Below are 17282 nucleotides of genomic sequence, written 5' to 3'. Positions count from 1 at the left end.
CATGAATCTTGCGTGGGCGAAGATCTCAGGTGGACAAAGAAAGGGAGTTTGTTCCACCGCATCCGCTGCAGCAGCGCCTTGCCGGCGACGGCGATATCGAGTGCGTCGCCGCCGGCAAGCAGTACCGCCACGCCGTTGCGCTCACGACCATCACTCTTTCCACGCAGCCCGCAACCGCTGCAGCGCCGAGGCAATGTCGGGCTCCGGCACCGCAGCAAAGCCCAGCACCAGCCCCGCCCGCTTATCCACAGGCATCTTCGAGTCAGGCAACCAATGATCGCTCAACGGGTTTATCTCAACGCCCACGCTTTCGGCCTTCGCGATCAGTTCGGTTTCGCGCGCGAAGCTTTCGACCGCAACCGACACATGCAATCCCGCCAGGGGCCTGGGCAGCGGACTGCACCCGCGCACATCGTCGGGCCAGCCTGCGAGCAGCGCATCACGCCGACTCAACGCCGCACGCCTCATGCGCCGGACATGCCGCTGGAAATGCCCGGCAGCAATAAACTCCGCCATGACCGCCTGGGTGCCGATCTCCGAATGGCGCATGTCCACCGCACGACGCTGACTGAATGCAGTGACCAGACTGCGCGGCAGCACCAGATACCCCAAGCGCAGCGCAGGAAATGCCACCTTGCCGAACGTACCGACATACAGCACCCGCCCGTGCCGATCCAGCGCCGCCAAGGGCGCCAGGGGCGCGCCGCTGAAACGGTATTCGCCGTCGTAATCGTCCTCGACGATCCAGCCCTGAGTTCGTTCGGCCCATGCCAGCAGTTCCAACCGCCGCGCCAGGCTCATGGTGACACCCAAAGGGTATTGATGGGACGGCGTAACGTAAGCCAGCTTGCATTCGCTTGGGTCGGGATCCGGGCAGCACATGCCTTCGCCATCCACCGGCATGCCGCGCAATTTCGCGCCAGCCAGCGCAAAGGCATGGCCTGCTGCGCGGTAGCCGGGATTTTCGATCGCCACCGCGTCCCCATCATTCAACAGCAACTGTGCACAAAGGGTAATCGCTTGCTGCGCGCCGCTGGTGATCACAATTTGTTCAGGGACACACTGCAAGTCTCGGGAAGTTCTTAAATACACTGCGATCAGTTCGCGTAGCCGCCACTCACCCGCAGGGTCGCCATAACCGAGCTGATGCAAGCCCGGCTTTTTCCAGAAAGCCGCGTGCAGCTTGCCCCACACGGCGAAAGGGAACAAATCGAACGCCGGAATTCCCACGCGAAACGCCTTCGGCAACCCGGTTTTGTGGCCATGCAGATGGTGCTGCTCTAAACGAGTCAGCGAAGCTGTATGGAGGAATTCACTGGACATACCATCAGCGGCGACGGATGAAATTGTGGATAAACCTGTTAATAAGCCTGTTGGTAACCCTGTGGATAATTTTGTGGATAATTTTTTGGCGCTATTGGCTTTTTCCGATAATTGGGCGACGTAAGTACCGTCACCAATCCGTCCTTGGGTGTAACCCTCGGCGTACAGTTGGTCGTACGCGCGCATGACACTGTTGCGAGAAATGGCAAGGGTCAGTGCAAGATCACGGCTTGCAGGCAGGCGTGTGCCGCTGCCAAGGCGCCCATCGAGGATTCGCTGACGCAGCGCCTGATACAGCTGTCGACTCAGCCCCCCGTGGCGATCCAGATGGATACCGGCAAAATCGAAGCTTAGCGAAGGCGTGAGGGACGACATGAATTGGCCCTATGAAATTGATCATTAATGGCTCTTACCACAGGCCAATAGGCTGCCTAGGATTGCGCCAATCGCCAAGGAAAATCTTATGTATATACCCAGCTACGCCAAAGACGAGGACCTCGCCCGGCTGCATCGGCAGATGGAAGGCACCCGTCTGGCGACGCTGGTTACATTGGGCGAAATGGGTCTGCAGGCAAGCCATGTGCCGCTGCTGCTTGACGCTGCGCAAGGCGCCAATGGCACCCTCTTCGGTCACCTGGCAAGGGCTAATCCGCAGTGGAAGACGCTGGCATCCGGCGAGGCATTGGTGATCTTTCAAGGTCCTGACGCCTACATCAGTCCGTCGTTTTACGCCGCTAAAGCTGAACACGGCAAAGTGGTGCCGACCTGGAACTATCTGGCAGTGCATGCCTACGGGCGCGCCCAAGTGTTCACTGATCCGGCGCGGCTGCTGCAGATTGTCAGCGACCTGACTCATAAGCACGAGGCCACCCGCGCCGAGCCTTGGGCGGTGAGCGATGCGCCAGTCGATTACGTCGAGAAAATGCTCAACGGTATCGTCGGTTTCGCCATTCCTATCGAGCGCCTGGAAGGCAAACGCAAACTCAATCAGAACCGCAGCGCAGAAGACATCGCTGGGGTAAGCAAGGGCCTGGCGACCAGCCAGGATCAAACCGACCAGCAAATCGCTCGCTTGATGAGCCCAGGAGAAACACATGACTGACGTGAATATCCGCCCCGTCACCGCTGAAGACCATGACGCCTGGCTGCCGCTTTGGAAGGCGTACCTGACCTTTTATAAGACCGAACTGGCGGATGCCGTGACGCAAAGCACATGGAAGCGCTTTCTCGACAGCGATGAGCCGACCAACGCGGCGCTGGCCTGGCAGGATGGCAAAGCCATCGGCGTGGTGCACTTCATCTACCACCGCTCCAACTGGAGCGTCCACTGGTCGTGCTACCTGCAGGACTTGCTGGTCGCGCCCGAGCAGCGGGGTACCGGCGTCGGCCGCAAGCTGATCGAGTATGTGTACGCTGCGGCGAAAAAGGACGGCGCTGACAAAGTGCACTGGTTGACCCACGAAACCAACGCCACGGCCATTGCGCTGTATGAGCGCATCGCTGAACGTCCCGGCTACATCCAATTTCGCAAAGCGCTTTGAGCCCAGGAACCTGATCATGTCGAACCTTGAACACTGGCAATCGGCAAAGCGGCCAGACTCGCGCACCCTGCACGGACGCTTCATCCACCTGGAAAAACTCGATACAACGCGCCACGCCGACGGCTTGTGGGCTGCGCTGCAAGGCCCGGACTCGGACCCTAAGTTGTGGGACTACCTGCTGGTCGGCCCGTTTTCCGAGCGCAGCGCCTTCGATGATTATCTATCTGGCCTGCAAGCCTCGTCCGACCCTTGGTTCTACACAGTGATCGATCAGCAGACAGGTGTTATCCACGGATTTATCGCCTTGATGTCGATCGTGCCAAGCGCAGGTCGCATCGAAATCGGCCACGTGACCTTCGGCGCGTCCATGCAGCGCACACCCAAGAGCACCGAGGCGGTTTATCTATTGGCCAAGGAATCGTTCGCGCTGGGCAATCGCCGCCTGGAGTGGAAGTGCAACGCCGACAATGCGCGCTCCGTCAGCGCCGCAGAACGGTTTGGATTCACTTGCGAAGGCACTTTCCGCCAGCACATGGTGGTGAAAGGCAAGAATCGTAATACCGCGTGGTTCTCGATCCTGGACAGCGAATGGGCTGCTTTGGAGCAGGCGTTTGAGGCCTGGCTGGCTGTGGACAACTTCAAGGATGGGCAGCAGATCCAGACGCTCGGGCAATTGCGTAAGGCTTGAGTCGGGACCACGATCGCGCGAGCAAATGACCCCATCCGGGCAAAAAAAAGAGGAGCCACGAGAGCTCCCCCAGAGGTAACCGTTCAGCCCTGTGCGACTGTCGTGGCAAGGGCTGTTTATGTTTTGAACGTCGAAATCAGCCCTCGATTTCGACCAGAATTTCACCGGGGTTCACGCGATCGCCCTTGGCAACATGGATCGACACGACCTTACCGGCAACTGCGGCCTGAACCTCGGTCTCCATCTTCATCGCCTCGGTGATCAGCACCGCTTGACCGGCCTTGACCGTATCGCCTTCCTTGACCAGTACATCAACGATGTTGCCCGGCATCGTGGTACTGACATGGCCCGGCTTGCTGGCCTGTGCGCGTTTGCCGATACCGCCGCCGACGAATTCGTTGAGCGGTTCGAACACCACTTCTTCGGGCATGCCATCGATGGAGAGATAGAAGTGGCGCTTGCCCTCGGCCTTCACGCCCACGCCGGTGATGTCGACGCGGTAGCTTTCGCCGTGAACGTCGATAACGAATTCGGTGGGTACGCCCTCGCCGCCCGCCTTCGCCACCGCGCCTGGCTCGGGAATCGGCAACAGAGGTTCGGGCGTCAGCGTGCCCGCCGCGCGCTCCTCCAGGAACTTGCGGCCAATGTCCGGAAACATTGCGTAAGTCAGCACGTCTTCCTCGGATTTGGCCAAGCCGCCGATTTCGCCGCGCAGTTTGGACATTTCCGGCTTGAGCAGGTCGGCCGGACGCCCTTCGATCACTTCTTCATTGCCGATCGCCTGACGGCGCAGCCTCTCGTCGACCTGGCCAGGCGCCTTGCCGTAGCCGCCGGTCAGGTACAGCTTCACTTCGTTGGTAATGGTCTTGTAGCGCTCGCCCGCCAGCACGTTGAAGAACGCCTGCGTACCGACAATCTGCGAGGTGGGCGTGACCAACGGCGGGTAGCCCAAGTCCTTGCGCACGCGCGGGATCTCGGCCAGCACTTCGGCCATGCGGTTCAGGGCGCCCTGCTCTTTGAGCTGATTGGCGAGGTTGGAAATCATGCCCCCCGGCACCTGGTTGACTTGCACCCGGGTGTCGACTGCTGTGAATTCGCTTTCGAACTGGTGATACTTCTTACGCACTGCGTAGAAGTACAGACCGATCTCCTGCAGCAGTTCCAGGTCAAGACCGGTGTCGAATTCGCTGCCCTTGAGTGCCGCGACCATGGACTCGGTGCCCGGATGGCTGGTGCCCCATGCGAAGCTGGAGATAGCGGTGTCGATATGATCGGCGCCGTTTTCAACCGCCTTCAACTGGCACATCGCGGCCAAACCTGCGGTGTCATGAGAGTGAATGAACACCGGCAGCGACTGCTCGGCCTTGAGCGCCTTGACCAGTTCGCCCGTAGCATAGGGAGTCAACAGACCGGCCATGTCCTTGATCGCCACCGAATCACAACCCATCGCCTCCATCTGCTTGGCTTGTGTAACGAAGGCTTGGATGGTGTGCACGGGGCTGGTGGTGTAAGCGATCGTGCCCTGGGCGTGCTTGCCCGACGCTTTGACGGCCTCGATCGCTACGCGCAGGTTACGCACGTCATTCATGGCGTCGAAGATGCGGAATACGTCAATGCCATTGACTGCGGCCTTGGCAACGAACGCTTTGACCACATCGTCGCTGTAGTGCCGATAGCCCAACAGGTTCTGACCACGCAGCAACATCTGCAAACGGGTGTTGGGCAGCGCCGCGCGCAGTTGCCGCAGGCGCTCCCAAGGGTCTTCTTTCAGGAAGCGCACACAGGCGTCAAACGTTGCGCCGCCCCAAACCTCCAGCGACCAATAGCCGACTTTGTCGAGCTTATCGCAAATCGGCAGCATGTCTTCGGTGCGCATGCGGGTCGCCAGTAACGATTGATGGGCGTCACGCAGGATGGTGTCGGTAACAAAGATCTTCTTGGACATTCTTATCTCCTCATAGCGACAAGCCGCACGCTACAAGCGGCAAGAAAAAGCGGGTTCGCTTTTGCTTGAAACTTGCGGCTTGAAGCTCGCAGCTGCATGTTCAAAGGCCTGCGTGTGCGGCGATGGCGGCGGCAATGGCCAGGGCCAGCTCCTCGGGTTTGCGCTTGATCGAGTAGTGGGTCAGTTCGGGATGGCTCTCAACAAAACTGGTGTTGAACTGGCCGCTGCGAAACTCAGGGTTGCGCAAAATTTCCTGGTAATACGCGGCGGTGGTTTTCACCCCCTGCAGACGCATGTCGTCCAGCGCGCGCAAGCCACGGTCCATCGCCTCTTCCCAGGTCAGCGCCCAAACGATCAGCTTCAGGCACATCGAGTCGTAGAACGGCGGGATGGTGTAGCCGGTGTAGATCGCCGTGTCGGTCCGCACGCCGGGCCCGCCAGGCGCGTAGTAGCGGGTGATCTTGCCGAAGCTGGGCAGGAAGTTGTTCTTGGGGTCTTCAGCGTTGATGCGGAACTGCAATGCGAAGCCGCGGTGAATGATGTCTTCCTGCTTGACCGAGAGCGGCAGGCCCGAAGCAATACGAATCTGCTCACGAACGATGTCGATGCCGGTGATCTCTTCGGTGATGGTGTGTTCCACCTGCACGCGGGTGTTCATCTCCATGAAATACACCTGGCCCTCGGCGAGCAGAAACTCCACGGTGCCCGCGTTCTCATAGCCCACAGCCTTGGCCGCGCGCACCGAAAGATCGCCGATGTAGGCGCGCTGCTCGGGAGTCAATTGAGGACTTGGGGCAATTTCGATGAGCTTCTGGTTACGCCGCTGGATCGAGCAGTCGCGTTCGAAAAGGTGCACAACGTTGCCGAAGCTGTCGCCGAGAATCTGCGCCTCGATGTGCTTGGGATTGACGATGCATTTTTCGAGGAAGACCTCGGCCTTGCCGAATGCCTTGGTGGCTTCCGAGATGACCCTGGGGAATGCCTGTTCCAGTTCCTCACGGCTGTTGCAGCGGCGGATACCGCGCCCCCCGCCGCCAGAGGTGGCTTTGAGCATCACCGGGTATCCGATGCGGTCGCCCTCGGTCAATGCTTCGGTAATGTCAGCAACGTTGCCCTCGGTACCGGGGGTAACCGGGACACCGGCTTTGATCATGCTGCGACGGGCTTCGGTCTTATCGCCCATGCGGCGGATAACTTCTGCGCAGGGGCCGATGAATTTAACGCCTCGTTCGGCGCAAATCTCAGCCAGTTCGGCGTTTTCAGACAAAAAACCATAGCCCGGGTGAAGCGCATCACAGCCGGTTTCAACGGCCAGGTTCACCAGCTTGCGTGGGTTCAGGTAGCCCTCCAGCGGCTCGGAACCGATGCCATGGGCCTCATCAGCACGCTTTACATGCAGCGCGTGCCGGTCTGCGTCGGAATAGATCGCAACCGAACGGATGCCCATCTCGGCGCAAGCGCGCACGATCCGGACAGCAATTTCTCCACGGTTGGCGATCAGGATTTTTGTTATCACGGGTATTCCCTCGACCGATGAGCAGACGGGCCGGAAACCCCGGCCTGTACGGCGCGACAACCCGCTACAGCGTGGTGTCTCGCAGCTGGAGGCCACCCTATGATGAATCAGCAATTAACAAAAATGAGTAAAAATTGGGTTAAACATAAGTAAAACCTTATAGTTATCGCTTCGACAATTTTGGGAGCGTCGCAAAATGCGTAAGTCGTTGATGCGTATGACGTTACGGCAACTTAGGATTTTCAACGAGGTGTGCGACCTGCGGTCTTACAGTCGTGCCGCTGAGGAAATGTCGCTCACGCAACCTGCTGTCAGCCTGCAGATTCGTCAACTGGAGGAGTGGGTGGGTCAGCCGCTGTTCGAATATGTCGGCAAAAAGCTGTACCTCACGGAAGCCGCCGAAGCACTGCAGCTTGCCAGTCGAGACATCTTCGGCCGCCTGGAAAACCTCGATATGCAACTTTCCGACATGCAGGGCTCGTTGCAAGGGCAGTTGAAGCTGGCGATCGAGTCCAGTGCTAAATACTTCGTTCCTCACCTGTTCGCCGCATTTAAACGCCAATATCCCGAAGTCATGCTCAGCCTGACGGTGGTCAATCGTGCTCAGGTAATAAAACGGCTGTCGGACAACCGCGACGATCTGGTGGTGATGTCGATGGTGCCGCAGGACATGGGGCTGGAGTTTCTGCCGTTTCTGAACAACCCCATCGTCGCCGTGGCGCGACCGGACCATCCGTTGGCGTCGATGCGCGAGCTTTCGCTGAAGGATCTTGAGGGGCACACGCTTGTTGTCCGCGAGCCAGGCTCAGGGACGCGAAAGGCGTGCGAAGAGTATTTCAAGGAGAAGCGCATTCATTTCGAACACTCTCTGGAAGTGTCGTCAGCCGAAGCCCAGCGCGAATGCGTAGTGGCGGGGCTGGGCGTGGCGCTGTTGACCAGGCATGCGCTGAGCCTTGAACTGGCCACCGGCACGCTGAAGGAGCTGCCGGTGGCCGAATTGCCGCTGTACCGAAGTTGGTGCGTGGTACAGGCGCGGGACAAACGCCTGTCGCCAGTGGCTCACGCGTTCGTTGCATTCATCCGCACCGAACGCGCACAGATCACCGAACTGGTCACGCGCTTTGACGGGCGCCTTCTGACAGGCTAGCGCTGTGCAAGACATTGACCAGCGCGCCATCAAGGTAGCTGGAAAGCTCCTGATTCAAGCGGCGATCTTCAGCGTAGGTTTCGATCGCACGCCTGAATGCCATGCGGCGTTGATCTTCTTGCTGGCGGCGCGTCTTGGCGCTGGAAGTGCTGTGTTGCTGCGAGTCATCGTATTGCCGAGGCATATCCTGTCTCCCATTGCGTGTGCGGGAGTACAGGGTGGTGTCAAGGGATGACGATCAGGCGTAGGAAGCGTTACAAGTTGGTGAAGGTGCTCAGTCAGCTTCGCAAACCACACCCTCCCAGCAAGGCATGCCGTCGGTCGCGATCATGCGCAAAAGGGTGCGAGCGACAGGCGACCGCTCTTGAAGAAGATGACTGCGGTGTTGAGCGTCAATCCTCGACCGATTTAATTGACTTGGGCGACAGACGCAGACTGCGCAAACTGCGCTTCACGCTCTTTAGGTGATTGACCAGGCTCGGTCCACGGGCCATCGCCACGCCCATCGCCAGCACGTCGATTACCACCAGATGCGCGATGCGTGAGGTCAGCGGCGTGTAGATCTCGGTGTCTTCGTGCACGTCGATGGCCAGATTGACTGTAGACAGCTCGGCCAATGGCGTCTGGCTGGGGCACAATGTGATCAGGTTGGCGCCACTCTCACGCACCAAGTTGGCGGTGATCAGCAAGTCCTTCGAACGCCCGGACTGCGAAATGCACACGGCGACGTCGGTAGGCTTGAGCGTCACAGCCGACATCGCCTGCATGTGTGGATCGGAGTAGGACGCGGCGGTCAGCAGCAGACGGAAAAACTTGTGTTGCGCATCTGCCGCGACAGCGCCAGACGCGCCAAAGCCATAGAACTCCACACGATGCGCCGCAGCCATCACCGTCACGGCAGCTTGCAGGGCGTGCGGGTCCAACTTCTCCCGCACTTCCATGAGCGTATGCAGCGTGGTGTCGAAGATTTTCAGGCTGTAATCGGCGACTGAGTCGTCTTCATGAATCGCGAACTGTCCAAAACTCGCACCAGCAGCGAGGCTCTGCGCCAGCTTGAGCTTGAGATCCTGAAAACCGGTGCACCCGATGGCGCGACAGAAGCGCACGATCGTCGGCTCGCTGATGCCCACGCTGTGGGCGAGGTCAGCCATGGAGCTGTGCATCACGGCCGCAGGATCGAGCAGCACATGGTCGGCTACCTTAAGCTCCGACTTGCGCAAGAGATGGCGAGACTGGGCGATGTGCTGCAACAGATTCAAAGGACAGGACTCAATAGAAGGATGGGCCGGGCTGTAGCTTTTTTGTAGTTATACTACATGACCTGCAAACCGCACAGCTAAACGAGTTCGAAGATAGCAACCGCTGAGCCTTGAGGGACAGATCGAGATGAAGTGTAGGGGTTTTTACGCAGTACTCCAGGCAATTGCTTGCGTATCGTGAATGACACCTCTCATTGCGCAGTCTGAGCAGATTCCCGATCAAGCCAACGCGCAGTGCATGCCCTCTACGGCTCCGTGGCTTCAAGGCTGCCCGTTCAAGACAAGGATTTTCGTCTCGCGACATTTCCGAGCGTGCTCTATTCACGACCGACCAGCGTTAGGGTTTGCCCGTCCTCTCCCGGCACCCTAGAATGCGCCGATGCGCGATGATCTCTCCCTTCTGCTTAATTCCCTCAACGATGCCCAACGCCAGGCGGTAGCCGCTTCCGTGGGTCGTCAGTTGGTTCTGGCCGGCGCAGGTTCCGGCAAAACCCGAGTGCTCGTACACCGTATCGCCTGGTTGATCCAGGTCGAGAACGCGTCGCCGCACTCGATTCTGTCGGTGACGTTCACCAACAAGGCCGCCGCCGAGATGCGCCATCGCATCGAGCAGTTGATGGGTATCAACCCGGCGGGCATGTGGGTCGGCACCTTCCACGGCTTGGCGCACCGCCTGCTGCGGGCGCACTGGCAGGAGGCCGGACTCAACCAGAATTTTCAGATTCTCGACAGCGATGATCAGCAGCGGCTGGTCAAGCGGGTAATCCGCGAGATGGGCCTGGATGAACAGAAATGGCCAGCACGTCAGGCGCAGTGGTTCATCAACGGCCAGAAGGATGAAGGGCTTCGGCCCAAGCATATCCAGGCCGCGGGCGACCTGTTCCTAAGCACCATGAAGTCGATTTACGAGGCTTATGAAGCGGCCTGCCAGCGCGCCAGCGTCATCGACTTTTCCGAGCTGCTGCTTCGAGCGCTGGACCTGTGGCGCGACAACGAAGGTCTGCTCAAACACTATCAGCGTCGCTTCCGTCACGTGCTGGTCGACGAGTTTCAGGATACCAACGCCGTGCAGTACGCCTGGTTGCGCCTGCTGGCCAAGGGTGGCGACAGCCTGATGGTGGTCGGCGATGACGATCAGTCGATTTACGGCTGGCGTGGCGCAAAGATCGAGAATATTCACCAGTATTCCGATGACTTTCCTGACACCGAGACCATCCGCCTGGAGCAGAATTACCGCTCCACAGCGAGCATCCTCAAAGCCGCCAACGGCCTGATCGTCAACAATAGCGGCCGGCTGGGCAAAGAGTTGTGGACCGACGTCGGCGACGGTGAGCTGATCAGCCTATACGCCGCCTTCAACGAACACGACGAAGCGCGCTACGTGGTGGAAACCATAGAAAGCGCGATCAAGACCGGCATGTCGCGCAGCGATATCGCCATTCTTTATCGTTCCAACGCCCAATCGCGGGTGCTGGAAGAGGCCTTGCTGCGCGAACGTATTCCGTATCGGATCTACGGCGGCCAGCGCTTTTTCGAACGGGCCGAAATCAAAAACGCCATGGCGTATCTGCGAGTGCTGGAGGGACGAGGCAATGACTCTGCACTGGAGCGCGTAATCAACGTGCCGCCGCGTGGCATTGGCGAGAAAACCGTCGAAGCGATTCGCGAACATGCTCGGCACTCCGATGTTTCGATGTGGGAATCCATGCGTCTGTTGGTGGCCAACAAAGGCGTGACCGGGCGCGCTGCCAGTGCGCTGGGCGGCTTTATCGAGCTGATCGAAAACCTCTCGGCCAAAGTCATGGAGATGCCCCTGCATTTGATGACCCAGACTGTCATTGAGCAATCCGGGCTGATCACCTACCACAAGGAAGAGAAAGGCGAAAAAGGCCAGGCCCGCGTAGAAAACCTTGAGGAACTGGTCAGCGCAGCTCGCGCGTTTGAAAACAGCGAAGAAGAGGAAGACCTGACACCACTGGCGGCATTCCTCGGTCATGCCTCACTGGAAGCAGGCGATACACAGGCCGACGAGCACGAAGACAGCATTCAGCTGATGACGCTGCACAGCGCCAAGGGTCTGGAGTTTCCATACGTGTTCCTGGTGGGCATGGAAGAAGGCCTGTTCCCGCACAAGATGAGCCTGGAAGAACCGGGACGTCTCGAGGAAGAGCGTCGGCTGGCATACGTCGGCATCACTCGTGCGATGCAGCATCTGGTGCTGACCTATGCTGAAACACGACGCTTATATGGCAGCGAAACCTACAACAAGGTGTCGCGTTTCGTACGTGAGGTCCCTCCGAATCTAATTCAGGAGGTACGTCTGTCCAATAGCGTTACGCGACCTTTCGGTGGTTCCAAAACCATGGCGCCGAGTCGTCTGTTCGACGGCGAAAGTATTCCGCAAAGTCAGTTTTCGCTGGGCCAGCGCGTTCAACATGCGGTATTTGGCGAGGGCGTGATCCTCAACTTCGAGGGCTCGGGTGCACAAGCCCGCGTTCAGGTGAATTTTTCCGAAGGCAGCAAGTGGTTGATGTTAGGGTACGCGAAGCTGGAGCCGGTTTAAGCTCATAGCCTAGCCGCACAAACGGCGGTTCGGCTTCGGCGGCAGCGGATTTCACTGACGCCACCGCCGGCAAGCCAGAAGGCGTCAGGAATGTATCTTCATACGCTCTCCCCTTGCATTCCTACTTCTGCCCCCCATCTTTCCTACAGAACTTTCTTCACCGGCCTACAACCCAAGTAATACAGGGCCTGTGAAGATCCACGCAAAAGCCGGAAACATATGGCCGCTGGTCAGACACATTTGTCCTGTTCAATATGGCGCGCGTGCAATCCACAAACGGGAATTCCCACTATGCAACGTTTTCTAAGCATCGCTTTGGCGCTGGTCATCGGGCTCACCATGAGCCTGGACGCCAGCGCCGCGCGTTTCGGTGGTGGCAAGAGCTTCGGCTCGGCCCCAAGCCACCAGGCGCGTCAGACAGCTCCTTCCGCCCCTGCCGCTGCACCTAATGCCGCTGGTCGTCCTGCGCCTGCTGCAGGCGGTGCATCCAAATGGCTGGGTCCACTGGCCGGCATCGCTGCCGGTGGCCTGCTGGCCTCTATGTTCATGGGCGGCGGCTTCCAAGGCATGCAGTTTTTCGACATCCTGATCATGGCGGTTATCGCCTTCGTGATCTTCCGTTTCATCGCGGCCCGTCGACGCAAGCAGCAACCGCACATAGCCCCAGCTGGCGCGCCTTATCAGCGTGAAACCTTCGAGCAACCGGCCCAGACCTCGATCTTCGGTGGCTCAGCGCCAGCTGCTGCGCGTCCGGTCATCAACGCTCCGGCATGGTTCAATGAAGAGCGCTTCCTTGAGGCCGCGCGCACGCATTTCCAGTCGTTGCAGCAGCACTGGGACGCGAACGAGATGGATAAGATCGCCGAATTCGTCACCCCACAAATGCTGCAATTCCTGAAAAAGGAACGTGCAGATCTGGGCGATGGCTTCCAGTCAACCTACATCGATAATCTCACCGTGCAGCTGGACGGCCTGGATGATCGCGCCGACAAGACCATTGCCACCCTGACCTTCGCCGGCGTATCGAAAACGTCGCGCTTTGACCAAGGTGAAGTGTTTAGCGAAAGCTGGAACATGGAACGCGCCCCAGGCGCAAATCAGCCTTGGCTGGTGGCAGGCATCCGCCAGAACGGCTGAAACTCTGTGGCACTTATTCAGTCAAAACCCCGGACGCGTTCCGGGGTTTTGTTTTTTGAGCCATGTAGTTAATTTTGGTGATCTCTTGAACTACTGTATAAACCGCGCAAATCGTTAGAGGATCCACGTCGTGGAAGAAGTCATCGAACAACTCCGTGAAGCCAATGAGCCCGTTCCCGTCCCGCTTGAACTGCCGGACGAAGACCAGCTTGTCGAAATCGAAGAGCAGCTGTTCATCAACATTCCGTTCGTCTTCAAGGAATTTCTGCTGACAGTCAGCGACGTGGTCTACGGCAGCCTGGAGCCGGTGACCGTTACCGACCCGCAATCGCATACCTATCTGCCGGAAGTGGCAGCGACGGCATGGGACATCGGCGTGCCCCGTGAGCTGATCCCGATCTGCCAGGACGGCGAGGATTACTACTGCGTCGAGGAAGACGGCACCGTGGTGCTGTGGTCCGGCGAAGAAGAACTCGTCACCGAAGATAGCTGGGAATCGGTCTGGCACTGGGCGCGGGACGTCTGGCTGGAAAGCTGAGACATCCGCGCGTCAGCGAGCCTTCGCGATCAATGCTCCGAAGGCTCCTGATGGTTCTCCAGCGTCTCCAGCAGCGCGATCTGCATACGTGTGTGTACGCGGATGAACCAACGCCATAATACTGCAGCCACCCCCGCCGCGAGCAACAAGATCAGCAGCAGCCATTCGCTGGCCGGCAACATGCTGGCCGATAGCAGCGCGATGAGCAGGAAAATCACCATCAGCGCCAATAACGGGATCACTTCGGCGATCACTCGTCTTACGCGTTCGGTATGCCAGCCAGCCATTTCCGGCTTGACGCTCATCTGCGCCAGCAGCATGGATAACGCCTTGAGCTTGCGATAGGCAGCGATCAAAAAAGGCAGCGACAGCAGCAGCGACGCGCCCCAGACCCATGCTTTCTGCTGACTCACCTCGGTAATCCACTCGTTGAAATATTCGCCAATGCGTTCGGCGAAATAAGCGCCGCAGAAGAAAATCGCCACCACCAATGCCAGATTGACGCCAACCTGTAGCAGGATCCTGCGGATTAAAGACGCCAGCAATGCGCCCTGCCCTTGGGGCTGAATGCTGCGCAGCCACTCCCCATACAAACCGAAAACATGAGCCATGCGCGCGGGCACAACCTTCGCAAGCGAGTGGGACAGCGGATCAGCCGCGCGAATCAAATAGGGCGTCAGCAGCGTAGTGATTGCCGACACCGCGACAGCGACCGGATAGAGAAAGTCGCTGGTGACCTGCAGCGTCATTCCGAGCGCCGCGATGATGAAAGAAAACTCCCCTATCTGGGACAGCCCCATGCCCACTCGCAGCGAAGTCCTGCCATCGTTGCCTGCGATAAACGCCCCAACGCCACAGGAAAACATCTTGCCCAGCACTACCGCCACCGTGATCACAGCAATGGGCCATGCGTAATCGAGCAGAATCCACGGGTCGATCAACAAGCCGATGGCGACGAAAAAAATCGCACTGAACATGTCGCGAACAGGCTCGATCAGTTGCTCGATCTTTGCCAGTTGCCTGGACTCGGCCATGATTGCACCAATCAAAAATGCGCCCAGCACCATGCTGTACTCCAGCTTGACCACCAAGAGGCAGAAGCCGAAGCACAGGCCAAGTACGGTAATCAGCAGCATCTCGTTGCTTTCGAACTTCGCTACGTAGGCCAGCAGGCGAGGCACCAGCAAAATACCGATCACCAACGCAACGATCATGAACAGTGACAGCTTGCCCACCGTGGAAAACACCTCGCCGGAGCTCACCGTGCCGCTGACCGCAATGCCGGACAGCAGCGCAATAATGCCGATCCCGAGGATGTCTTCGACGATCAGCACGCCGAAGATCAGCTGGGCGAAGCGCTGGTTCTTCATCTTCAGGTCGTTGAGTGCCTTGACGATGATGGTGGTGGAAGAAATCGCCAGAATCGCGCCAAGGAACAGCGAGTCCATCGTGCTCCAACCGAAGAGCAGACCGGTTTCATAGCCGATCCAGGTCATCAGCATGATTTCCAGAAACGCCGCGATAAAGGCGGTGGCGCCGACCTTGAACAGCTTGCGCAGGCTGAACTCCAGTCCCAGGCAAAACATCAGGAAGATCACGCCCAACTCAGCGAGAATCTTGATGGTGTCTGCGTCATGGATCAGGCCGAAGGGCGGAGTGTGCGGTCCGATGATGAATCCGGCGGCGATGTAGCCAAGTACCACAGGTTGCTTGAGGCGGTGGAACAGTACGGTCACCACGCCGGCCACCAGCATGATGACTGCCAGATCCTGAATGAAACCGATGGCATGCATGGCGCGGCTCCTTGTGGCGACTCGACGATGCGCGTTCATGCTGAAGAGAACCGGATATCGTGGGAAGAATCGCCAACTGAGCCGGAAAATTCTTAGCGGAACGCAGGAAATACCCCATCCAAGGGTTTTCGCAGGTTAACACCGCACAAATGCAGATAAAGCCGGTGCAATATATGGAAACAGATCGCGGTCAGGCGTGACGGCAGTCCTCCTGCAAGCGTCCCGATATCGTTGTTTTGAATGCCCGATTTTTTCAAGCACCCGCCCGAGGTGCCCATTGACTTAACAGACCGTGAGCACGCTATGGAACCCGGAAACGCCCAGCTGTCGATGACTGTATTGATGACCCCGGACATGGCCAACTTTTCTGGCAACGTGCACGGCGGCACGCTTCTTAAATACCTTGATGAAGTCGCTTACGCCTGTGCTAGCCGTTATGCCGGTCGCTATGTGGTGACGTTGTCGGTGGACCAAGTGATTTTCCGCGAGCCCATCCATGTCGGCGAACTGGTGACCTTCCTTGCGTCGGTGAATTACACCGGCAACACGTCAATGGAGGTCGGCATCAAGGTGGTGACCGAGAACATCCGCGAGCGCTCGGTACGCCACACCAACAGCTGCTTCTTCACCATGGTGGCGGTAGACGATCAGCGCAAACCGGCCAGCGTGCCACCATTGAGCCCGGAAAGCAGCGAAGGCAAGCGCAGGTATGTGCAGGCACAGCAACGTCGCCAGATTCGTCAGGAGTTGGAAAAACGCTATCGCGAAATTCGCGAAGACGGCGCGTGATCGAGAGGCTTTGGGCTAATGTGAGTGAATCCAAGCCTAGCAGCATGGCATGCCGGCGGTAGCGATCTCCACACCGCTATTGCCGGCAACCGAGCTGCTATAAGCGGCACGGGCGCCTCAAACGTCCAGCCGCACCGCCTCGAACTTCACCCGCGGGTGGGCAATCCGGTCCTGCGCCCTGACCAGCTCAAGCTCGTAACTGCCGCGCGCCTGGGTTTCGAGCAGCACCTCATGCACCGCCGAGGCCGTAAACTCGAAAGCGCTGCGCAGATCCTCGCCCAGCAAAACCTTAGACAGGAACAATCCGGACGTCAGATCGCCTACGCCTACCGGCTGACGTGGAAAGACCAACAGCGGTCGGCGCAGATGCCAGCTTTCATGCTCGGTCACCAGGAGCATTTCGAAGCCCTCGGCAGGTTTTCCCGGGTAGTCCAGATGCTTGACGATGATCGCCTTGGGCCCGCGAGCCAGCAGCGCGCGGGCCATCGCCAGACAGTCGAGCAGCGAGCTCGGTTTGCGTCCCGAGAAGCTGTCCAGCTCCAGCTGATTGGGGCACAGGAAGTCCGCCACGGCTGCCGCCTCTTCCAACAGAAAATCGCTAACCTCCTGCGGCACGATGCAGCCCTTTTCCGGATGCCCCATCACCGGGTCGCACAAATACAGCGCGCGTGGGTTGGCGCGCTTGATCTGCGCAACCGCCGTTAAAATCGCCCGCCCCTGCGCCGCGCTGCCCAGATAACCCGACAGCACTGCATCGCAATTGCCCAGTTCACCAATCGCCGCAATCCCCTCGACCAGCGCCGGAATTTGCTGGGGCGCCAGTACTTCTCCCGACCAGTGGCCATACTGAGTGTGATTTGAGAACTGAACGGTATTCAGCGGCCAGACATTGATGCCGATACGCTGCATAGGGAACACGGCTGCACTGTTGCCAGCGTGCCCGAAAACCACGTGGGACTGGATTGCGAGTAAATGAGGCGAACGTTTCATGACAGGTTCCTGAAGCCGGGAAAGCACAGTAGTGGCGAAGCCGGACGAAGTGA

General features: G+C 58.7%; 15 protein-coding genes. 8 read left to right on the top strand and 7 right to left on the bottom strand.

Going from position 1 to position 17282, the window contains the following annotated elements; genetic code table 11:
• Window positions 1–150 precede the first annotated feature (150 nt).
• Complete coding sequence (locus B3I26_RS21675; protein WP_296260691.1) at window positions 151–1698, bottom strand: PLP-dependent aminotransferase family protein; 1548 nt, start codon at window positions 1696–1698, stop codon at window positions 151–153.
• A gap of 88 nt (window positions 1699–1786) precedes the next feature.
• Between B3I26_RS21675 and B3I26_RS21670 the strand changes: the two genes are divergently transcribed.
• The 3 genes from B3I26_RS21670 to B3I26_RS21660 are packed head-to-tail and all read left to right on the top strand — an operon-like array spanning window position 1787 to window position 3552.
• Window positions 1787–2425, top strand: a complete 639-nt coding sequence (locus B3I26_RS21670) for an FMN-binding negative transcriptional regulator (protein WP_296260690.1) — start codon at window positions 1787–1789, stop codon at window positions 2423–2425.
• Window positions 2418–2864 carry a GNAT family N-acetyltransferase gene (locus B3I26_RS21665; protein ID WP_296260689.1) on the top strand — a complete coding sequence of 149 codons (447 nt, stop codon included), beginning with the start codon at window positions 2418–2420 and terminating at the stop codon, window positions 2862–2864. Before B3I26_RS21670 ends, B3I26_RS21665 begins: the two co-directional genes overlap by 8 nt.
• A gap of 16 nt (window positions 2865–2880) precedes the next feature.
• The gene (locus B3I26_RS21660; RefSeq protein WP_296260688.1) at window positions 2881–3552 is read left to right on the top strand and encodes a GNAT family N-acetyltransferase; all 672 of its coding nucleotides are present in this window, start codon (window positions 2881–2883) and stop codon (window positions 3550–3552) included.
• Between the two features lie 136 nt (window positions 3553–3688).
• Here the strand turns inward: B3I26_RS21660 and oadA are convergent, their stop codons facing one another.
• Together oadA and B3I26_RS21650 are read right to left on the bottom strand one after the other, a co-directional pair.
• Window positions 3689–5497: a sodium-extruding oxaloacetate decarboxylase subunit alpha gene (gene oadA, locus B3I26_RS21655; RefSeq protein ID WP_296260687.1), complete on the bottom strand. Its 1809-nt coding sequence runs from the start codon at window positions 5495–5497 to the stop codon at window positions 3689–3691.
• Window positions 5498–5597: 100 nt separating this feature from the next.
• Window positions 5598–7013, bottom strand: coding sequence for an acetyl-CoA carboxylase biotin carboxylase subunit (locus B3I26_RS21650; protein ID WP_296260686.1), 1416 nt, complete (start codon window positions 7011–7013; stop codon window positions 5598–5600).
• Between the two features lie 196 nt (window positions 7014–7209).
• Here B3I26_RS21650 and B3I26_RS21645 point away from each other — a divergent pair, with 196 nt between their 5' ends.
• Entirely contained in the window at window positions 7210–8160 is a 951-nt protein-coding gene (locus tag B3I26_RS21645) for a LysR family transcriptional regulator (RefSeq protein ID WP_296260684.1), read from the top strand.
• Here the strand turns inward: B3I26_RS21645 and B3I26_RS21640 are convergent.
• Window positions 8126–8344, bottom strand: a complete 219-nt coding sequence (locus B3I26_RS21640; protein WP_296260683.1) for a PA3496 family putative envelope integrity protein — start codon at window positions 8342–8344, stop codon at window positions 8126–8128. The two genes, B3I26_RS21645 and B3I26_RS21640, sit on opposite strands and share 35 nt — an antisense overlap.
• A 208-nt stretch (window positions 8345–8552) precedes the next feature.
• Complete coding sequence (hexR, locus tag B3I26_RS21635) at window positions 8553–9419, bottom strand: transcriptional regulator HexR (protein WP_296260682.1); 867 nt, start codon at window positions 9417–9419, stop codon at window positions 8553–8555.
• Window positions 9420–9798: 379 nt separating this feature from the next.
• Here hexR and uvrD point away from each other — a divergent pair, with 379 nt between their 5' ends.
• From uvrD to B3I26_RS21620, 3 genes are all read left to right on the top strand, one after another.
• Window positions 9799–11982, top strand: a complete 2184-nt coding sequence (uvrD, locus tag B3I26_RS21630) for a DNA helicase II (RefSeq protein WP_296260681.1) — start codon at window positions 9799–9801, stop codon at window positions 11980–11982.
• Between the two features lie 291 nt (window positions 11983–12273).
• A complete protein-coding gene (locus B3I26_RS21625) occupies window positions 12274–13119 on the top strand; it encodes a Tim44 domain-containing protein (protein WP_296260679.1) in 846 nt (281 codons plus the stop codon).
• Window positions 13120–13249: 130 nt separating this feature from the next.
• Window positions 13250–13657 carry an SMI1/KNR4 family protein gene (locus B3I26_RS21620; protein WP_296260677.1) on the top strand — a complete coding sequence of 136 codons (408 nt, stop codon included), beginning with the start codon at window positions 13250–13252 and terminating at the stop codon, window positions 13655–13657.
• A 29-nt stretch (window positions 13658–13686) separates the two neighbouring features.
• Here the strand turns inward: B3I26_RS21620 and B3I26_RS21615 are convergent, their stop codons facing one another.
• Window positions 13687–15450, bottom strand: a complete 1764-nt coding sequence (locus tag B3I26_RS21615; RefSeq protein WP_296260675.1) for a cation:proton antiporter — start codon at window positions 15448–15450, stop codon at window positions 13687–13689.
• A gap of 303 nt (window positions 15451–15753) precedes the next feature.
• On the opposite strand from B3I26_RS21615, the gene B3I26_RS21610 reads away from it, so the two are divergent.
• Window positions 15754–16239, top strand: a complete 486-nt coding sequence (locus B3I26_RS21610; RefSeq protein ID WP_296260674.1) for an acyl-CoA thioesterase — start codon at window positions 15754–15756, stop codon at window positions 16237–16239.
• A 117-nt stretch (window positions 16240–16356) separates the two neighbouring features.
• On the opposite strand, the gene pdxY is transcribed toward B3I26_RS21610, so the two are convergent.
• Window positions 16357–17229: a pyridoxal kinase PdxY gene (gene pdxY / locus B3I26_RS21605; RefSeq protein WP_296260673.1), complete on the bottom strand. Its 873-nt coding sequence runs from the start codon at window positions 17227–17229 to the stop codon at window positions 16357–16359.
• Between the last annotated feature and the right edge of the window lie 53 nt (window positions 17230–17282).

Source organism: Pseudomonas sp. UBA5706, assembly GCF_002419965.1.
In the GTDB taxonomy this organism is placed as follows: domain Bacteria; phylum Pseudomonadota; class Gammaproteobacteria; order Pseudomonadales; family Pseudomonadaceae; genus Aquipseudomonas.
The sequence above is the reverse complement of the archived record's forward strand: the minus strand, read 5'-3'. Positions and strand labels throughout refer to the sequence as shown.

Coding starts and splice junctions, on each gene's coding strand:
- B3I26_RS21675 (WP_296260691.1), bottom strand. CDS start 1,698: ATGTCGTCCCTCACGCCTTCGCTAAGCTTCGATTTTGCCGGTATCCAT.
- B3I26_RS21670 (WP_296260690.1), top strand. CDS start 1,787: ATGTATATACCCAGCTACGCCAAAGACGAGGACCTCGCCCGGCTGCAT.
- B3I26_RS21665 (WP_296260689.1), top strand. CDS start 2,418: ATGACTGACGTGAATATCCGCCCCGTCACCGCTGAAGACCATGACGCC.
- B3I26_RS21660 (WP_296260688.1), top strand. CDS start 2,881: ATGTCGAACCTTGAACACTGGCAATCGGCAAAGCGGCCAGACTCGCGC.
- oadA (WP_296260687.1), bottom strand. CDS start 5,497: ATGTCCAAGAAGATCTTTGTTACCGACACCATCCTGCGTGACGCCCAT.
- B3I26_RS21645 (WP_296260684.1), top strand. CDS start 7,210: ATGCGTAAGTCGTTGATGCGTATGACGTTACGGCAACTTAGGATTTTC.
- B3I26_RS21640 (WP_296260683.1), bottom strand. CDS start 8,344: ATGCCTCGGCAATACGATGACTCGCAGCAACACAGCACTTCCAGCGCC.
- uvrD (WP_296260681.1), top strand. CDS start 9,799: ATGCGCGATGATCTCTCCCTTCTGCTTAATTCCCTCAACGATGCCCAA.
- B3I26_RS21625 (WP_296260679.1), top strand. CDS start 12,274: ATGCAACGTTTTCTAAGCATCGCTTTGGCGCTGGTCATCGGGCTCACC.
- B3I26_RS21615 (WP_296260675.1), bottom strand. CDS start 15,450: ATGCATGCCATCGGTTTCATTCAGGATCTGGCAGTCATCATGCTGGTG.
- B3I26_RS21610 (WP_296260674.1), top strand. CDS start 15,754: ATGGAACCCGGAAACGCCCAGCTGTCGATGACTGTATTGATGACCCCG.
- pdxY (WP_296260673.1), bottom strand. CDS start 17,229: ATGAAACGTTCGCCTCATTTACTCGCAATCCAGTCCCACGTGGTTTTC.